Raw genomic sequence first — 15,719 nt, 5'->3', positions numbered from 1 at the left:
TTACACGGCCTAGGGGGTGCCGTGCTAGCCTTGAAAGGATGACGGTTTCACGTGAAACCTTTGATGTGTTGGTCGTGGGGGGAGGGCACGCCGGTATCGAAGCCGCCTGGGCCGCGGCCCAGCTCGGTGCGCGCGTTGGCCTTGTGACCACGAACCCCGACCGCATCGGGCTGATGCCCTGTAATCCCGCGGTGGGCGGGCCGGGAAAGTCCCAGCTCGTCTTCGAGATCACGGCCCTCGGCGGCTTGATGGGCCGCCTTGCGGACGCAACCGCGATCCACACCCGGACCCTCAACCAGTCCAAAGGCCCTGCGGTGCGCAGCCTGCGTGTCCAGGTCGAGCGCGACGCGTACGCGGTCGAGGCCCAGCGGGTTCTCCTCGCCCACCCCAACGTCCAGGCCGTCCGCGGCGAGGTCGCCCACCTCTGGATTGAGGCCGGGCACCTGTGCGGAGTGCAGCTCGTGGACGGTCGCCGGCTCGCCGGCCGCGCGGTCGTTCTCAGCGCCGGCACCTTCCTCTCCGGGGTGGTCTGGTACGGGCGGCAGTCCCGCCCCGCCGGCAGGCAGGGCGAGCCCCCGGCTCGCTTCCTCTCCCAGAGCCTGCGAGCGGTCGGCCATCGCCTGATGCGGTTCAAGACCGGAACGCCTCCCCGGATCCGGGCGGACTCGGTGAATTATGGAGCCCTCGAGGTCGTGCCGCCGGACGACCCACCCGGCAGTTTCACCGGCACCCCAGGCCCCCACGCGGCGGCGATGCCCACTTGGACGACGCGCACCACCGCGCGCACCCACCGCCTGATCCAGGAGAACCTACACCTCTCCCCCCTGTACGCCGGGGATATCGAAGGGATCGGGCCCCGGTACTGCCCCTCGATCGAGGACAAGGTGGTCCGCTTCGCGGACAAGGACAGCCACCTCCTGTTCGTCGAGCCCGACGGGATTCATACCTCCGAGCTCTACCTCCAGGGCTTCTCCTCGAGCCTACCCCCCGAGCTCCAGGAAGAGATGGTGCGTTCCCTGCCTGGGTTTGAACGCGCCGTGATCCAACGGTACGCGTACGCCGTGGAGTACGACGCCGTGGACCCCACCGAGCTCACGCCCGGCCTGCAGTCGAAAAAACTGCCCGGCCTGTTCACCGCAGGGCAGATCAACGGTACCTCCGGGTACGAAGAGGCCGCGGCCCAGGGGCTGCTCGCGGGGGTGAACGCCGCCCGGTTTGCCGCCGGTGAGCCGGAGGTGCATCTGCCGCGCGAGTCGGGGTACATCGGGGTTCTGATCGACGACCTGGTGCACCGCGGGGTGGACGAGCCCTACCGCATGATGACCTCGCGTGTCGAGCTGCGCCTCCTCTGCCGCGCGGACAACGCCGACGAACGCATGGTGCCCTACGCGGTCCGCTGGGGACTGCGGCCTAAGGCGGACCTCGAGCGCGTCGAGGCCAAGTACGCGCGGGTCCGGGCGGAGCTCGAGCGCCTGGCGCGGGTGCGTGTCGACGGGGTGAGCGGCCTGCACTACCTGCGGCGTCCGGAGGCAAGCTACGCCGCCTTGCTCGAGCGGGGGTTGGGGCCGGAGGTGCCTCTTACCCCCGAGGAAGCCTATCAGGTCGAGGTGCGCGCCAAGTACGCCGGGTACATCGAGCGCCAGATCCGCTTGCGCGAGCGGTTGCGGGAGCTTTCGGCCTACCGCCTGCCCGCCGGCCTGGATTACCGGACGGTGCACAACCTCTCGCGCGAAGCGATGGAGAAGCTGGAGCGGGTGCGTCCTGCTACCGTGGCGGAGGCTGCGCGGATTCCGGGCCTGCGCGACTCGGATATCACCGCGCTGCTCGTGCACCTTGCGCGTACGCGGGAGCCGGCCGGCGCATGAAGGACCCCCGCCTGGAAGCGTACGTTGAGCTGCTGCGCCGCTACGGCCAGACCCTGGACCTGGCCTCGCCGCGGGTGCTCGAGAACCCCTGGCCTCACCTGGAGGCCGCTCTGGCCTACGCTGAGCCGATTCCCCACGGGGAAGCCGTGCTCGACGTGGGGTCCGGGGGGGGACTGCCGGGGATCCCCCTGGCGATCGCCCGGCCGGACCTCGAGATCACCTTAGCGGAGGTGCGCAAGCGCCGGGCGGCCTTCCTCGAGCTGGCGGTGCACCACCTGGGGTTGACCAACGTGCGCGTGTACAATGGGGACGTGCGGAAGTGGTCCGGACGGGTCGCGTACGTTACGGCCCAGGCGGTGGCTTCTTTCGCCGACGTGTACCGTATCGTGCGCCACGCGGCGCGGTACCCCATGGTGCTGATCTCGCGGAAGGGGGCGGACTGGGAAGGGGAGGTGGCGGCCCTGGGAGCGGAGGCATTTCACGTGAAACCGTTGGGGGGAGGGGCGTACCTGGTGGCGCTGCGCATCGAGAGGGAACGCGTATGAAACGGATCGCGGTAGCGAACCAAAAAGGTGGGGTGGGGAAGACCACGACCGCGGTGAACCTGGTGGCGTACCTCGCCCGTTTGGGGAAACGCGTGCTGTTGGTGGACCTGGACCCCCAGGCCAACGCGACCTCCGGCCTGGGGGTGCGGCACGTGGACGGGGGAGTCCACGCCGTCCTCGACGGGAGGGTGCCCCCGGAGGAAGCCGTGGTCGTGCTGGAGCCCTTCGGGCTGGACCTCCTCCCCGCCTCCCCGGATCTGGTGGGGGCGTCGGCCGGCCTCGTGGAGGACCCGTACCGCCTGCGCGAGCGGCTGGAGCCGTTGTGGTCCGTGTATGACCTGGTCCTCTTCGACGCCCCGCCCAGCCTCGGTCCGCTCACCCTGAACGCCCTCGTTGCGGCGGAGGGGGTACTCGTGCCTCTGCAGGCCGAGTACTATGCCCTCGAGGGCATCGCCGGCCTGATGGACACGATCGCCGAGGTACGGGCCCGGCTCAACCCGACCTTGCGGCTCCTCGGCATCCTGCTCACCATGTTCGACGGGCGCACCCTCCTCGCGCAGCAGGTGGAGGCCAACGTTCGGGACCACTTCGGTGATCTCGTCTTCTGGACGGTCATCCCGCGCAACGTGCGGCTCTCGGAGGCCCCGAGTTACGGCAAGCCGGTCGCGTACTACGCCCCGACCTCGACCGGAGCGCAGGCGTACCGCCGCCTCGCCGAGGAGGTGATCCGCCGTGTCGAAGAAGCCTAGCGGACTGGGACGCGGCCTCGAGGCCCTTCTTCCCAAGGTCCCGACGGGCCTCACCCGCGTGCCCCTCGCCCTGATCCGTCCCAACCCGCACCAGCCCCGTAAAGCCTTCGATCCCGCGGCGCTGGAGGAGCTCGCCGCCTCGATCCGCGAAAAGGGCCTGCTCCAGCCGCTCCTCGTCCGCCCGCGCGGCGAGGGGTACGAACTGGTCGCCGGGGAACGCCGCTTCCGTGCGGCGCAGGCGGCCGGCCTCCGCGAGGTGCCCGTCATCGTGCGCGACCTGGACGACCGGGAGGCCCTCGAGCTCGCCCTGGTGGAGAACCTGCAGCGGGAAGACCTGAACCCAGTGGAGGAGGCCCGGGGGTACCAGCGGCTCCTCGAGATGGGGCTCACCCAGGAGGAGATCGCCAAGGCCGTCGGTAAGGCGCGCAGCACGATCGCCAACGCCCTCCGCCTCCTGCAGCTTCCCCGTGAGGCCCTCGAGGCGTTGGAGACGGGAAGGATCACGGCCGGCCACGCGCGGGCCTTGCTGATGCTTCCGGAAGACCAGCGCCTTTGGGGGCTGCGCGAGATCCTGTCCCGGGGGCTTAGCGTACGCGAGGCGGAACGCCTCAAGGACCGCCTCAAGGCGCTACAGGCCCCATCCCGGGAACGGACGGCCTACCCTGAGCTCGCCCAGGCCTTGAGCCGCCGGCTCGGGATCAAGGTGCGGTTGACCGGAGAGCGGCGGGGACGGCTCGAGCTGTATTACCACTCCGAGGAGGAGCTCCAGGCCCTTCTGGACCTCTTAGGCTACGAGGAGTAGCCCTCACCACAACAGGACCCGAATCGCGCCCTCCCGGTCAGTGCGGTGCACCTCGAGGCCGAAGCGCTCGAGGCGCGCCAGCACCTCGGGGTGCGGGTGCCCGTACGGGTTGGGGCCCACCCCGATCAGGGCGAGCTGGGGGCGGAACCGGGAGAGGACCAGCTCGCCGGTGCCCGTGCGGGCCCCGTGGTGGCTGACCTTGAGCACGTGCACCCGCTCCGGTTTCCAGAACCGCTCCGTTTCCGTGGGAGCGTCCCCGGTGAAGAGCACCCGCCGCCCGCGCCACTCGAGCACGAAAACCAAGCTGCGCGTGTTGTCGTCACCCGTTGGGGCTGGGGAAGGGGCGAGGAAGCGCAGCGTCGCCTCCCCCACGCGCAGCGTGGCGCCACGTGCCGCGGTAAGTACCGGAATCTCTCGTGCCGCGGCCTCGGTACGAAGGGCGGCGTCGAGGGGGTCCCCCGGCTTTGGCGGGCCGAGCACGAGCGCACCCACCGGGACCCGGGCCAGCACGTACCGCAGCCCTCCCACGTGGTCCGCGTCGGGATGGGTGCCGATCGCCAGCTCCAGCTCGTCCACCCCTAACGCTGCGAGGGCCCGCACCACGTCGTCCCCAGCCCACTCCCGCCCAGCGTCCACCAGGACTTCCACGCCCCCCGGCAGCCGTACCAGCGTGGAGTCCCCCTGGCCGACGTCAAGCTGCCAGACCTCGGCGCGGGGCAGGAGGGTAGGGAGGAGGCCCGCCAGGACCGCGGTCGCCGAGAGCACCGCCGCGCGGGCGGGCCGCAGGTACCCGTACAGGACCGCGAACGGCGGGAGGAGAGCCAGGTAGTAGAGGGCGAACCCCGCCGGCGAAATCTCCCCCCAGGCGAGCTGCGGGGCCTGAGCGGCGAGGCGCACGAACTGGAGCAACCCCCCCGCGAGCAGGTTGACCGGCAGCGCGAGCACCTCCCCCAGGAGGGGCACTTCCGCACCCAGTATTCCCTTCAAAAACCCCAGGGGCACCAGCAGCGTCACGAGGGGTGCGGCGACCAGGTTGGTCAGAGGGGAGAGGAGGGGCAGTTGGTGAAAGTAGTGCAGCACCAGGGGAAGGATCAAGGCTTGCGCTGCGAGCGTCACGGCCACCCCACCCCCGACCCACCCCCAGACCCCCCGCAGGGGGGGCAGGCGGGGGAGCGTCAGGGCAAGGCCCAGCACCGCCAGGTACGATAAGCGGAAGGAAAGGCTGAAGATCGCGTAAGGCTCGAGGAAGACGTGCACCGCGAAGGCGAAGGCGAGTGCTCCCGTGAGCGGGGCTCGCCCCTTGCCCAGCATGAGGGCGAGCAGCACGGCGCTGGCCATCAGGACCGCGCGTACCAGCGAAGGCGTGGGGCCCACGAGCCCCAGGTACGCCCACAACACGAGCAAGGCTGCGAGGTACCGGCCCGGGCCCAGCGGCGCCAGGGCCAGCACCAGGAAGCCCGTGAGGATCCCGACGTGCAGACCGGAAAGCGCCAGAACGTGCGCGAGCCCGGCGCGCTGGAACGCCTCCCGGTCCTTCCCTAGTGCCCGCCGCTCCCCCAGCGTCAAGGCTCGGATCAACGCCGCCGCTTCCGGGGACAGGCCGGCCTCTAGCGCCGCGCGCACCCGGTCCTTCACGCCGGGCGGGGAGGGCTGGTGCACCTCGACCCGCGCGACCTCGAGGACCGCCCGCACGCCGAGTCCTCGCAGCCACCCCGCTTCGTCAAATCCCCCAGGGTTGCGCGGCGATTGCGGGCGGCGCACGGTCCCGGTCAGGGTAGCCGTTCCGTCCGCAAGCGGCGGGTATACGTCGAGCCGGATCCGGCCGCGTTCCGTATACAAGAACCCGTCCCGAACCGTGCCCTCGAGGGTCACCGTCCGCCCTACTAGGGGAGCCCAGGGATCGGGCAACGTCAGCACGCGGAGCCCCACCAGAACGAATCCTGCGAGGAAGGCCCAGCGCGCGGGGAGCGGGCGGATCCCAAATGCCAGAACCGCGCCGAGTACAAACGCAGGGGAGAGCTGAAGCAGTGCGGCCAGCAGGCTTCCCGCAGCGAGTGCGAAAGGCATCACGGCATCACGTAGGGGCGCAGGCGCTCCAGGGTTTTCTCCCCGATCCCCGGCACCCTCAAGAGGTCCTCCACCCGCAGGTACGGCCGGTACTCCATGATCCGCCGCGCTTTGGTGGGACCAATCCCGGGGAGGGCCTCGAGCTCCTCGAGGGTGGCGCGGTTCAGGCTGACCTTAACCCGGCTCGGCGAGGCATGCGGGACGTGGAGCGTCTCCCCATCCCCGACCGGCGCGGCCAGATCCAGGGCCAAGAGGTCCGCGTCGAGGGTGGGGCCGCCCGCCTGCTCGAGGGCGTCCGCAACTCGAGCCCCTGAGGGCAGGGTGTACACCCCCGGCCGTTGGACTGCCCCGGTCACCGCGACCACCACAGGTTGCGCCTCGAGCTCGACGGGCGCGAACCGCACCGTGAGCTTAGGCAGGAGCGTCGCTCCGGCGAGGCCGAGCACCGCGAGGAGGTAGGCTAGGCTCAGGAGATCTCGGAGACGTGCCACTCCATGGCGGCGAGCCCCAGACCGACGACCGCCACCCCGGCGAGCGTCAGGGGATCCCCCTCTGGGCGCGTGGCCACCCACCCCGCGGTGACCCCTAGCGTGGCTAGGCTGAGGAGCTTTAAAAGGAGCCGCGTAGGGCGGGTGGAGCGGGGGGCGTCGCGTTCCGCGCGAACGGGTGTGGCCTCCTCCTCGGGGAGTGGAGGAGGAGGGACGGGTTCGGAAGGCGTGGGCTCAGGGGCGGCCTGGGCGTCGGTGAGCGCTTCTTCAACGGTCGCGCTGGGTTCCGACTCCGTGGTCGGAGCGGGCGGGGCGGGCGTGGGTGGGGGCGATGGGGGTGGGGTTTCTTTCCGTGAACGGGCGGCGAAGGTCTTAACCGACTCGAAGAACAAGCGCAGCTCGTCGATCTGGAAGGACTTCACGGGCGTGCGGATCAACGGCCCGCCGTCCCCCATCACCAGCAACTCCCCGCCTCGGCTGGTGACGCGCCGCACCTGGCGCAGGGGGGCGCGCTGCACCCCGTTGTCGTCGATATAAATCAGCTCGCTTCGGGTCACGGCGAACAGCCCCTCAGGGCCGTCCAGCTGGGAGAGCACCTCCTCAGCGGTGGCTTCTTGCAAGCGCGCTTGATACCGGCTCATCTTAGACCCATTGTACCCTACGGCACCCTTTCCCCGGAGGGCACGGAGCTTGTAGCGATCGTGCGCGGCTCGGGTATGGTGGAGGCATGGACGGGATGCGGTTTAAGCTCGTGACCGGCAGCGACCCGGAGCTCTTCGAGGAACGCCTGAACCGCTTCGTCGAGAGCCTCCCGGAGGACGCGATCGTGGTGGACGTCAAGCTCACGGCGACCCAGGCGGGGGAGGGCGTCACGTACGCCGCCTTGGTGCAGTACAAACGCGTTGAGCCCTGGCAGGAGTAACGTGAAGCTGCTCGGTACCCTGCCCCCCTTGCCCCCTTCGCCCGGAGGGGAGCTCGTGCTCTTCCTCGCCGTTCAGGGCGAAACATCCCGCACGGTGGTGCGCCGGGTGGTGCCTGAACTCGCGCGCGCCCTCGAGGTCCTCCAGGAAAGCCCTTACGGGGAGGTCCTCGAGGCCCGCGGCGAACGGATCGCGTGGACCGCGCCGAGCGACGCGCGGGCTTTCTGGGAGGCCGTACGTCGGGGGGAGTTCGACACGGCCTGGGCCCTATACGCTGAGCTGGCCCCCGGGTACATGAGCCCCCTCCCTACCTTCGGCGCGTGGCTCGAGGAGGAACGCGGCCGGATGCAGCGGGCGGTGGTGCAGCTGGCGTGGTCCCACCCGGCCGAGGCGGTGCGCGCCCGGATGGCTGAGGCCCTCCAGGCTCCGCGGGACCGCACACAAGCGCTCGCTGCGCTTTTGATCCAGGCGGACGCGCACCTGCGCCTTGGGGAGGCCAGGGCCGCGGTGCACACCTTAGCGCGCGCCTTGGGTTTGCAGGAGCTCACCGCCCGCGCCTTCTCCGCTCTTTCCCTCGCCCTGCTCGCCGAAGCGCAGGCCGCGTGGGGGCACGCCCGCAAGGCGCGCGAGACCGCAGAGAAAGCCCTGGCGCGTACGCAAGATCCCTACACCAGAAGCCGGGCCTATCACGCCCTCTACCGCGCCACGGGGGACGCGGCCCACCTCGAAGCGGCCCGCGCGGAGGCCGCACGAGCGAGCGACGATCCTTGGCGCGGCTTCCTCGCCGGGGTGCGCTAGCGGTTACGCGGAGGTGCGCTCGAGCGCCTGCGCGATCCGCTCGAGGGCCTGGGGGATGTCCGCGTCGTCGAGGTCGCGGTGGGTCACGAACCGAACCCGGTCCGTTCCCAGAGCGTTCGCGCGCACGCCGAGCGCCGCGAGCCGCGCGACGAACCGGGGGGCTTCCGGTACGCGCGCGTACACCATGTTCGTCTGGACCGCCTTGAGGTCCACCCCAAGCCCCAGCCGCACCAGCCCCTCGGCCAGGGCGCGCGCCATCTGGTGGTCGCGCTCGAGGTGAGCCGGCCCTTCCTGAAGCGCGACGATCCCCGCCGCGGCGAGCACACCCGCCTGGCGCATGCCCCCGCCCAGCATCTTGCGGTAGCGCCGCGCCTCCGGCTCGAGCGCCTTGGGCAACAGGAGCAGGCTCCCCACGGGGGCCCCCAGCCCCTTGGAGAGGCAGACGGAGACGGTGTCGAACCCGGCCGCGACCTCCCGGGCGGGCACCTTGAGGTAGGTGGCCGCGTTGAACAGCCGCGCGCCGTCGAGGTGCGTGGGCAGGCCCGCGGTGCGCGCGATCTCCTGCACCTTCCGCTGCACCTCGAGGGGCACGACCGTGCCCCCGGCGAGGTTGTGCGTGTTCTCCAAGGCGATCAGGCCGGTGGGGGCCTGGTGAGGGCTGGTGTGGATCGCGCGCCGGAGGGCCTCGAGGTCCGGCACCCCGTAGGGGGCCGGGACGAGGCGGGGCACGCCGCCCGAGAGGACGCCGATCGCACCGGGCTCGAACTCGTAGATGTGCGCTCCCTCGGGGGCGATCACCTCCGCGCCGCGCTTGAGGTGCACCATGAGGGCGACCTGGTTCGTCATCGTGCCCGAGGGCATGAAGACCGCGCGCTCGCACCCCAGCGTCTCCGCGGCGAGGGCCTCGAGGCGGTTGACGGTGGGGTCCTCCCGGTACACGTCGTCCCCGACCTCGGCTTCGGCCATCGCGCGCCGCATCGCCGGGGTGGGCCGGGTCACGGTATCGCTCCGAAGATCGATGGTGCGCATACCCCAATACTAATCCGGCTGGGGGGAGGGGCTGACCTCTCATCACTTTCGCCCCTCTCTCCTGTCCCCGGGCTTGACGCGGGGGGGCGGGGTGTAGAAAATAAAACCCAACTGGTCATACCATTAGACCATCAGGCCGAACGGGGGAGCCCTACATGGACGGTTTCACACCCATCCAAAGCCAACGGCTATACCAAGAGATCGCTGAACGGATCCTCGAGATGATCCGCACGGGCCGGCTCAAGCCCGGGGACCTCCTCCCCTCGGAACGCGAGCTCGCCCAACGCATGAACGTCAGCCGCGTTTCCGTGCGGGACGCGATCCGGGTCCTCGAAGCCCGCGGCATCCTCGAGGTCCGCCAGGGGGAAGGCACCCGCGTGCGCACCCCCGACGCGGCCACCCTGGTCGCGCCGCTCGGAACCCTGCTGGAGGTTCGGCGCGAACTGGTCCGGCACCTCTTCGACCTCCGCCGCATGATCGAGCCGCAGTTCGCGGCCGAAGCGGCCCGGCGCATCACGCCGGCGCACCTCGAGCGTCTCCAGGAGGTCGTGGCCCGCCAAGCGGCGCGCACCGCTCGCGGCGAGTTCCCCATCGAGGAGGATGAGGCCTTCCACCGCGGCATCGTCGAGGCCACGGGCAACCCCGTCGCCCTCGAGGTGCACGCCATCCTCGCCGAGTACCTCCGGGGCGGCCGCGACCTCACGCTCCAGACCCCCGAGCGGGCCGCACGCTCCCTCGAGGGGCACCGGGCGATCCTGAAGGCCCTAGCGGCGCGGGACCCCGCCGCGGCCCGGGAGGGGATGTGGCGGCACATTCACGAGGTGGAGGCGCTTTTGTTCGGTTCGGGGCAGACGCCCACGGAAAGGGGTGATGCGGAATGAAACGACGGTGGTGGCTCGCAGCAGTCCTAGCGCTGGGCACGTGGGCTTCGGCGCAAACCCTGCGCATCGGCTTGGTCTCCGACCCGGACGTGCTGGACCCGGACCTGGGGCGCACCTTCGTGGGGCGGATCGTCTTCGCCTCGTTGTGCGACAAGCTCTTCGACATCACGCCGGACCTCGAGATCGTGCCCCAGCTGGCCACGGGGTACACCTGGTCCGAGGACGGCCGGACCCTCACCCTGACCCTGCGTCAGGGGGTTACGTTCCACGATGGGGAGCCGTTTAACGCCGAGGCGGTCAAGTTCAACATCGAACGCTCCCTGACCCTGCCCGGTTCGAACCGCCGCAGCGAGATCGAACCGATCGAGCGGGTGGAGGTGGTGGACGCCTACACCGTCCGGATTCACCTCAAGACCCCCTTCAGCCCCCTCATCGCCCAGTTCGCGGACCGGGCTGGGATGATGGTCTCCCCCAAGGCCGCCCGGGAACTCGGGGAGAACTTCGGCCGCGCCCCGGTGTGCAGCGGTCCCTTCAAGTTCGTCGAACGGGTCGCGCAGGACCGGATCGTTCTGGAGAAGTTCGAGGACTACTGGAACAAGGACCAGATCCACTTTGACCGCGTCGTCTTCCTGCCCATCCCGGACGCCAGCGTGCGCCTCGCGAACCTCCAGTCCGGGGACCTTGACCTTATCGAGCGCGTAGCGCCCACCGACCTGAACACGGTGCGGGACGACCCGCGCCTCGAGCTGGCCGCCGCGGTGGGGCTGGGGTACCAGGGCCTCACGATCAACCTCGCGAACCCCGAGCCGCGCGACACCCCCCTCGCCAAGGACCCGCGGGTGCGCGAGGCCCTCGAGCTTGCCCTGGACCGCGAGGCGATCAACCAGGTGGTCTTCAACGGGGAGTTCGTGCCGGGCAACCAACCCGTGCCTCCCACGAGCCCCTGGTACATCGAGGAGCTCCCGATGCCTAAGCGCGACGTGGCCCGGGCTCGGGAACTCCTCAAGGCGGCGGGGTACGACCGGGTGGCCTTCACCCTGATGGTGGTGAACAACCCGCAGTCCATCCAACTCGGCCAGGTGATCCAGTCTATGGCCAAGGAGGCCGGGTTCGACATCCAGTTGAACGCGGTCGAGTTCGCGACCGCCCTGGACCTCCAGGAGGCCGGCGAGTACGACGCCTTCCAGATCGGTTGGTCGGGCCGGATCGACCCGGACGGGAACATCTTCATCTTCCACACCTGCGACGGGGCCCTGAACGAAACGGGGTACTGCGACCCCGAGGTGGACCGCCTGCTTAACGCGGCCCGCTCCGCTTCGAGCTTCGAGGAGCGGCACGAGCTGTACCGCCAGGCGGCCGAGCGGTACCTCCCGGACCGCCACATCATCTACCTGTACCACCCCAAATGGTTCTGGGGGTACCGGGCGGACCTCGAGGGCTTCCGTCCCTTCCCGGACGGCATCATCCGGCCGGAAGGCTTGAAGTTGAAGTAACCCTGATCCTGGGCCGCCGGCCGCATGCCGGCGGCCCGGTTTGCCGAGAGGTCCCATGCTGCCCTACCTGGTTCGCCGCCTCTTGATCGCCCTCCCCACCCTGTTCCTCGTCACGGTCATGGTCTTCTCCATCCAGCGCTTGCTGCCGGGAGACCCGGCGCTCGCGCTCGCGGGGGAGGAGCGGGACCCTGAGGTCATCGCGTACATCCGCGAGAAATACCACCTTAACGACCCCTTGCCCCTCCAGTACTACTACTGGATGCGCGCCGTGCTCCAAGGGGATTTGGGGGAGTCCATCCGCACGAAAGCCCCCGTGACCGAAATGATCTTGCAAAAACTCCCGGTCACCGCGGAGCTCGCGGTTCTTTCCATCCTCGTGGCCCTCGCGATCGCGATCCCCGCCGGGGTGCTCTCCGCGGTGCGTAAGGAGAGCCTGCTGGACTACACGGCCAACGTGATCGCCCTCTCGGGTCTCTCGATCCCCAACTTCTGGCTGGGCATCATGCTGATCCTCCTGGTCTCGGTGCACCTCGGCTGGCTGCCCGCCTCCGGGTACGTGAGTCCCCTCGAGGACCTCGGGGAGAACCTCAAACGCATGATCATGCCGGCCTTCGTGCTGGGCACCGGCCTCGCCGCGGCCCTGATGCGTCAGACCCGGAGCGCGATGCTCGAGGTCCTCAAGGCGGATTACGTGCGTACCGCGCGGGCCAAGGGGCTCGCGGAACGCGTGGTGATCTACCGCCACGCCTTACGGAACGCCTTGATCCCCGTGGTGACCCTGGTGGGCCTTCAGCTGGGCGGGCTGCTCTCCGGCGCGGTCCTCACCGAGCAGGTCTTCGTCATCCCGGGCTTTGGCAAGATGATCGTGGACGCGGTCTTCAACCGGGACTACCCCATGGTCCAGGGGGTGGTGCTCTTCACCGCCACCGCGTACATCCTGGTGAACCTCCTCGTGGACCTGGCCTACGCCCTGATCAACCCCAAGATCCGGCTGGGAGGTGAGGCTACGTGAGCGCCTCGGCTCAAGCGGGCGTTCCTGCGGGGCGCACGCCCCTCGCGCGCTTCGTGCGTCGCCTCTTTCGGCGCCGGGCGGCGGTGTTCGGGGGTGGGGTCGTCTTGCTCTTCGTCGCGGTCGCGGTGCTGGCCCCCTACCTCGCCCCTTATGACCCCCTCGCCACGGACTGGAGCGCGGTGCGCAAACCCCCGAGCCTCGAGCACTGGATGGGCACCGACGAGATCGGGCGGGACGTCATGTCCCGCGTGATCTGGGGCGCCCGGGCCTCTTTGCTTGCCGGGGTGATCTCCGTGTGGATCGCCATGCTGCTCGGGGTGCCCCTCGGGGTCATCGCCGGGTATTATCGGGGCTGGGTGGACGAGCTCTTGATGCGCGTCACCGACGCGATGCTGGCCTTTCCCTTCCTGATCCTGGCGATCGCCCTCGCGGCCACGCTCGGCCCCAGCCTCACCAACGCGATGATCGCGATCGGGATCTCCACCACACCGACGTTCATCCGCCTGGCGCGCGGCCAGGTGCTCGCGGTTACCACCGAGGAGTACGTGCAAGCCGCGCGCGCGATGGGGGCTTCGGACCTGCGCATCATGCTGCGTCACGTCCTCCCTAACGCCTTCTCCCCCCTATTGGTGCAGGCCACGCTCTCCATCGCGGTGGCGATCATCGCGGAGTCCAGCCTCTCCTTTTTGGGGCTGGGACAACAACCCCCCGCCCCCAGCTGGGGGAGCATGCTCAACGTGGCCAAGAACTTCCTGGGGCAGGCCCCCTGGATGGCGGTATGGCCCGGGCTCGCGATCTTTTTGACGGTGCTGGCCTTCAACCTGTTCGGTGACGGGCTCAGAGACGCGCTCGACCCGAAGGAAACCTGAGCGGGAGGCGATCGGTTGTGGTGTTGCTCGAGCTGTTCTGGGCGTTCGCGCGGGTGGGGCTGCTGGGGTTTGGCGGCGGCCCCTCGATGATCCCCTTGATCCAGGAGGAGGTGGTCGAGGTGCACCACTGGCTGACGGCGGAGGAGTTCCTCGATGGGTTCGCCTTCGGGAACTCCCTACCCGGCCCCATCGCCACCAAGATGGCCGCGTACACCGGGTACCGGGTGGCCGGGTGGCTCGGGGCCGCCGTGGCCACGACGGGCATCATCCTGCCGAGCGCCGTCGCCATGCTCCTCCTCGCGACGCTGTACCTGCGCTACAAGGACGCCCCGTACGTGGAGCGCTTCCTCACGGGCGTGCGGCCGGTCGTGGTGGCCCTGTTGTTTCTGGTCGTGTACGAGTTCGCGCCCAAGGCCTTCGCAAGCCCCGCGGGGAGCGGCCAGACCGTGGTTCTGGTGGCGCTCGCCCTGGGCGCCTTCGTGCTGACCGCGTTTTACAACATCCACCCCGGCTGGTTGATCCTGGCCGGCGGCATGATTGGACTGGTGATGCGATGATGAACCCCGACCTGACCCACTACCCCTACCCCTCGGCCCGGCGCGTGGTGCTGGGGCGGCGCGGCGCGGTCGCCACGAGCCAGCCGCTCGCGGCCCTGGCCGGGATGGAGATGCTCTTGGCCGGCGGCAGCGCGGTGGACGCGGCCGTGGCCATGGCCATCGCCCTCACCGTGGTCGAACCCACATCCAACGGCATCGGCGGCGACGCCTTCGCCCTGGTCTGGGACGGTCAGCTCCACGGCCTGAACGCCTCCGGCCACAGCCCCGCCGCCCTCGAGCCCCAACGCTTCGAGGGCATGCGCGAGATGCCCAAGCGGGGCTGGGCGAGCGTGACCGTGCCCGGCCAGGTCGCGGCCTGGCGCGCCCTGTGGGAACGCTGGGGGAAGCTGCCGTTCGAACGCCTCTTCGACCCCGCGATCCGTTACGCGGAGGCGGGGTACCCCGTCTCGCCCGAGACCGCGCGGGCCTGGCGGCGCGCGGCGGAGGTCTTCCTTCCCCTAGAGGGGCCGGAGTACGCGGCGTTCAAGGAGGTCTTCTTCCCCCAAGGGCGGGCCCCCAGGCCGGGCGAGGTCTGGCAGAGCCCCGCCCACGCCGCGACCCTCCGCGAGATCGCCCGGACGGGCGGAGAGAGCTTCTACACCGGAGCCCTCGCCGAGCGCATCGCGGCCTTCGCCGCGGACACGGGCGGGCTCCTCACCCGCGAGGACCTCGCCGCGCACCGCGCGGACTGGGTGGCCCCGATCCGCACCACCTACCGCGACCTCGAGGTCTGGGAACTTCCTCCGAACGGCCAGGGCGTCGCGGCCCTCGCGGCGCTCAACATCCTCGAGACCTTCGAGCTCGAGCGCTACCCCCGCGAGTCCGTCGAGAGCTACCACCTCCAGATCGAGGCCATGAAGCTGGCCTTCGCGGACGCGTACCGGCACGTGGCCGACCCGCGCTTTATGGAGGTTACGCCCGAGGCGATGCTGGACCCTGCCTACGCCAAAGCGCGCGCGGCCTTAATCGGCGAGACGGCCCTGCCCCTCGCCGAGCCCGGCCTGCCCCAGGGTGGGACGGTCTACCTGGCCGCGGCGGACGGCGAGGTGATGGTGAGTCTCATCCAGTCGAACTACATGGGGTTCGGCTCCGGGATCCTCGTGCCCGGAACGGGCATCGCCCTGCACAACCGCGGCGCGGGGTTCGTCCTCGAGCCGGGCCACCCCAACCGGGTAGGCCCCCGGAAACGCCCCTTCCACACGATCATCCCCGGTTTCCTGACCCAAGACGGCCGGCCGCTCGGCCCCTTCGGGGTGATGGGCGGGCCGATGCAACCCCAAGGGCACGTGCAGGTGGTGGTGAACCTCGCGGACTACCGCCTGAACCCCCAGGCGGCCCTGGACGCGCCGCGCTGGCAGTTCGTGCGCGGGCGGGAGGTGCTCCTCGAGCCGGGCGTGCCGCCCCACGTGGCGCGGGGCCTTGTGGACCGGGGGCACGCGGTGCGCGTGAGCGTGGAGGGCGGGCTGTTCGGTAAGGGGCAGGTCATCCTGCGGCAGGGTGAGGCCCTCGTCGCGGCGAGCGAGCCGCGCGCGGACGGCCTTGCCTTGGCCTGGTAGGCCGGCCCCGCCGTTCTCTAAAAACGCCCCGGCCCTAAGGCCGGGGCGC

At 70.2% G+C, this 15,719-nt stretch carries 15 protein-coding genes and 2 pseudogenes; 12 read left to right on the top strand and 5 right to left on the bottom strand.

Annotated features, from left to right (window positions below; translation table 11 throughout):
* Positions 1-38 precede the first annotated feature (38 nt).
* The 4 genes from mnmG to MARKY_RS11305 are packed head-to-tail and all read left to right on the top strand — an operon-like array spanning position 39 to position 3,961.
* Positions 39-1,865 (top strand): tRNA uridine-5-carboxymethylaminomethyl(34) synthesis enzyme MnmG, encoded by a 1,827-nt coding sequence (gene mnmG, locus MARKY_RS11320; protein ID WP_013705014.1) that lies wholly within the window; start codon positions 39-41, stop codon positions 1,863-1,865.
* Positions 1,862-2,410 (top strand): 16S rRNA (guanine(527)-N(7))-methyltransferase RsmG, encoded by a 549-nt coding sequence (locus MARKY_RS11315; RefSeq protein ID WP_013705013.1) that lies wholly within the window; start codon positions 1,862-1,864, stop codon positions 2,408-2,410. Before mnmG ends, MARKY_RS11315 begins: the two co-directional genes overlap by 4 nt.
* Positions 2,407-3,159 (top strand): ParA family protein, encoded by a 753-nt coding sequence (locus MARKY_RS11310; RefSeq protein ID WP_013705012.1) that lies wholly within the window; start codon positions 2,407-2,409, stop codon positions 3,157-3,159. The genes MARKY_RS11315 and MARKY_RS11310 overlap by 4 nt, the downstream gene beginning before the upstream one ends.
* Complete coding sequence (locus MARKY_RS11305; protein ID WP_013705011.1) at positions 3,143-3,961, top strand: ParB/RepB/Spo0J family partition protein; 819 nt, start codon at positions 3,143-3,145, stop codon at positions 3,959-3,961. The genes MARKY_RS11310 and MARKY_RS11305 overlap by 17 nt, the downstream gene beginning before the upstream one ends.
* A gap of 3 nt (positions 3,962-3,964) precedes the next feature.
* Here MARKY_RS11305 and MARKY_RS11300 read toward each other — a convergent pair whose 3' ends face one another.
* From MARKY_RS11300 to MARKY_RS11290, 4 genes and pseudogenes are all read right to left on the bottom strand, one after another.
* Positions 3,965-6,028 carry a DNA internalization-related competence protein ComEC/Rec2 gene (locus MARKY_RS11300; RefSeq protein WP_013705010.1) on the bottom strand — a complete coding sequence of 688 codons (2,064 nt, stop codon included), beginning with the start codon at positions 6,026-6,028 and terminating at the stop codon, positions 3,965-3,967.
* Positions 6,028-6,207: pseudogene (locus tag MARKY_RS12260) on the bottom strand (ComEA family DNA-binding protein); the annotation flags it as partial. The gene MARKY_RS11300 and the pseudogene MARKY_RS12260, both read right to left, overlap by 1 nt.
* 30 nt (positions 6,208-6,237) lie before the next feature.
* Positions 6,238-6,384: pseudogene (locus tag MARKY_RS12255) on the bottom strand (SLBB domain-containing protein); the annotation flags it as partial.
* Between the two features lie 110 nt (positions 6,385-6,494).
* On the bottom strand, positions 6,495-7,157 hold the full coding sequence (locus MARKY_RS11290; protein ID WP_013705008.1) for a hypothetical protein: 663 nt from the start codon (positions 7,155-7,157) through the stop codon (positions 6,495-6,497).
* Between the two features lie 86 nt (positions 7,158-7,243).
* Here MARKY_RS11290 and MARKY_RS11285 point away from each other — a divergent pair, with 86 nt between their 5' ends.
* Both MARKY_RS11285 and MARKY_RS11515 read left to right on the top strand, forming a co-directional pair.
* Entirely contained in the window at positions 7,244-7,438 is a 195-nt protein-coding gene (locus MARKY_RS11285) for a hypothetical protein (protein ID WP_041658101.1), read from the top strand.
* Position 7,439: 1 nt separating this feature from the next.
* A complete protein-coding gene (locus tag MARKY_RS11515) occupies positions 7,440-8,234 on the top strand; it encodes a hypothetical protein (RefSeq protein ID WP_052297184.1) in 795 nt (264 codons plus the stop codon).
* A 3-nt stretch (positions 8,235-8,237) separates the two neighbouring features.
* Here MARKY_RS11515 and MARKY_RS11275 read toward each other — a convergent pair whose 3' ends face one another.
* Positions 8,238-9,263 (bottom strand): threonine aldolase family protein, encoded by a 1,026-nt coding sequence (locus MARKY_RS11275; RefSeq protein ID WP_013705006.1) that lies wholly within the window; start codon positions 9,261-9,263, stop codon positions 8,238-8,240.
* Positions 9,264-9,418: 155 nt separating this feature from the next.
* Between MARKY_RS11275 and MARKY_RS11270 the strand changes: the two genes are divergently transcribed.
* Genes MARKY_RS11270 through MARKY_RS11245 form a run of 6 tightly spaced genes read left to right on the top strand, consistent with a single transcriptional unit; the run spans position 9,419 to position 15,670 of the window.
* The gene (locus tag MARKY_RS11270; protein ID WP_013705005.1) at positions 9,419-10,144 is read left to right on the top strand and encodes a FadR/GntR family transcriptional regulator; all 726 of its coding nucleotides are present in this window, start codon (positions 9,419-9,421) and stop codon (positions 10,142-10,144) included.
* A complete protein-coding gene (locus MARKY_RS11265) occupies positions 10,141-11,637 on the top strand; it encodes an ABC transporter substrate-binding protein (protein WP_013705004.1) in 1,497 nt (498 codons plus the stop codon). Before MARKY_RS11270 ends, MARKY_RS11265 begins: the two co-directional genes overlap by 4 nt.
* Before the next feature lie 55 nt (positions 11,638-11,692).
* Positions 11,693-12,649, top strand: a complete 957-nt coding sequence (locus MARKY_RS11260) for an ABC transporter permease (protein ID WP_013705003.1) — start codon at positions 11,693-11,695, stop codon at positions 12,647-12,649.
* Complete coding sequence (gene nikC, locus MARKY_RS11255) at positions 12,646-13,518, top strand: nickel transporter permease (protein ID WP_013705002.1); 873 nt, start codon at positions 12,646-12,648, stop codon at positions 13,516-13,518. Before MARKY_RS11260 ends, nikC begins: the two co-directional genes overlap by 4 nt.
* Before the next feature lie 17 nt (positions 13,519-13,535).
* Entirely contained in the window at positions 13,536-14,075 is a 540-nt protein-coding gene (locus MARKY_RS11250) for a chromate transporter (RefSeq protein ID WP_013705001.1), read from the top strand.
* On the top strand, positions 14,072-15,670 hold the full coding sequence (locus tag MARKY_RS11245; protein ID WP_013705000.1) for a gamma-glutamyltransferase family protein: 1,599 nt from the start codon (positions 14,072-14,074) through the stop codon (positions 15,668-15,670). The genes MARKY_RS11250 and MARKY_RS11245 overlap by 4 nt, the downstream gene beginning before the upstream one ends.
* Positions 15,671-15,719 lie beyond the last annotated feature (49 nt).

This window comes from Marinithermus hydrothermalis DSM 14884, assembly GCF_000195335.1.
Taxonomy (GTDB): domain Bacteria; phylum Deinococcota; class Deinococci; order Deinococcales; family Marinithermaceae; genus Marinithermus; species Marinithermus hydrothermalis.
The sequence above is the reverse complement of the archived record's forward strand: the minus strand, read 5'-3'. Positions and strand labels throughout refer to the sequence as shown.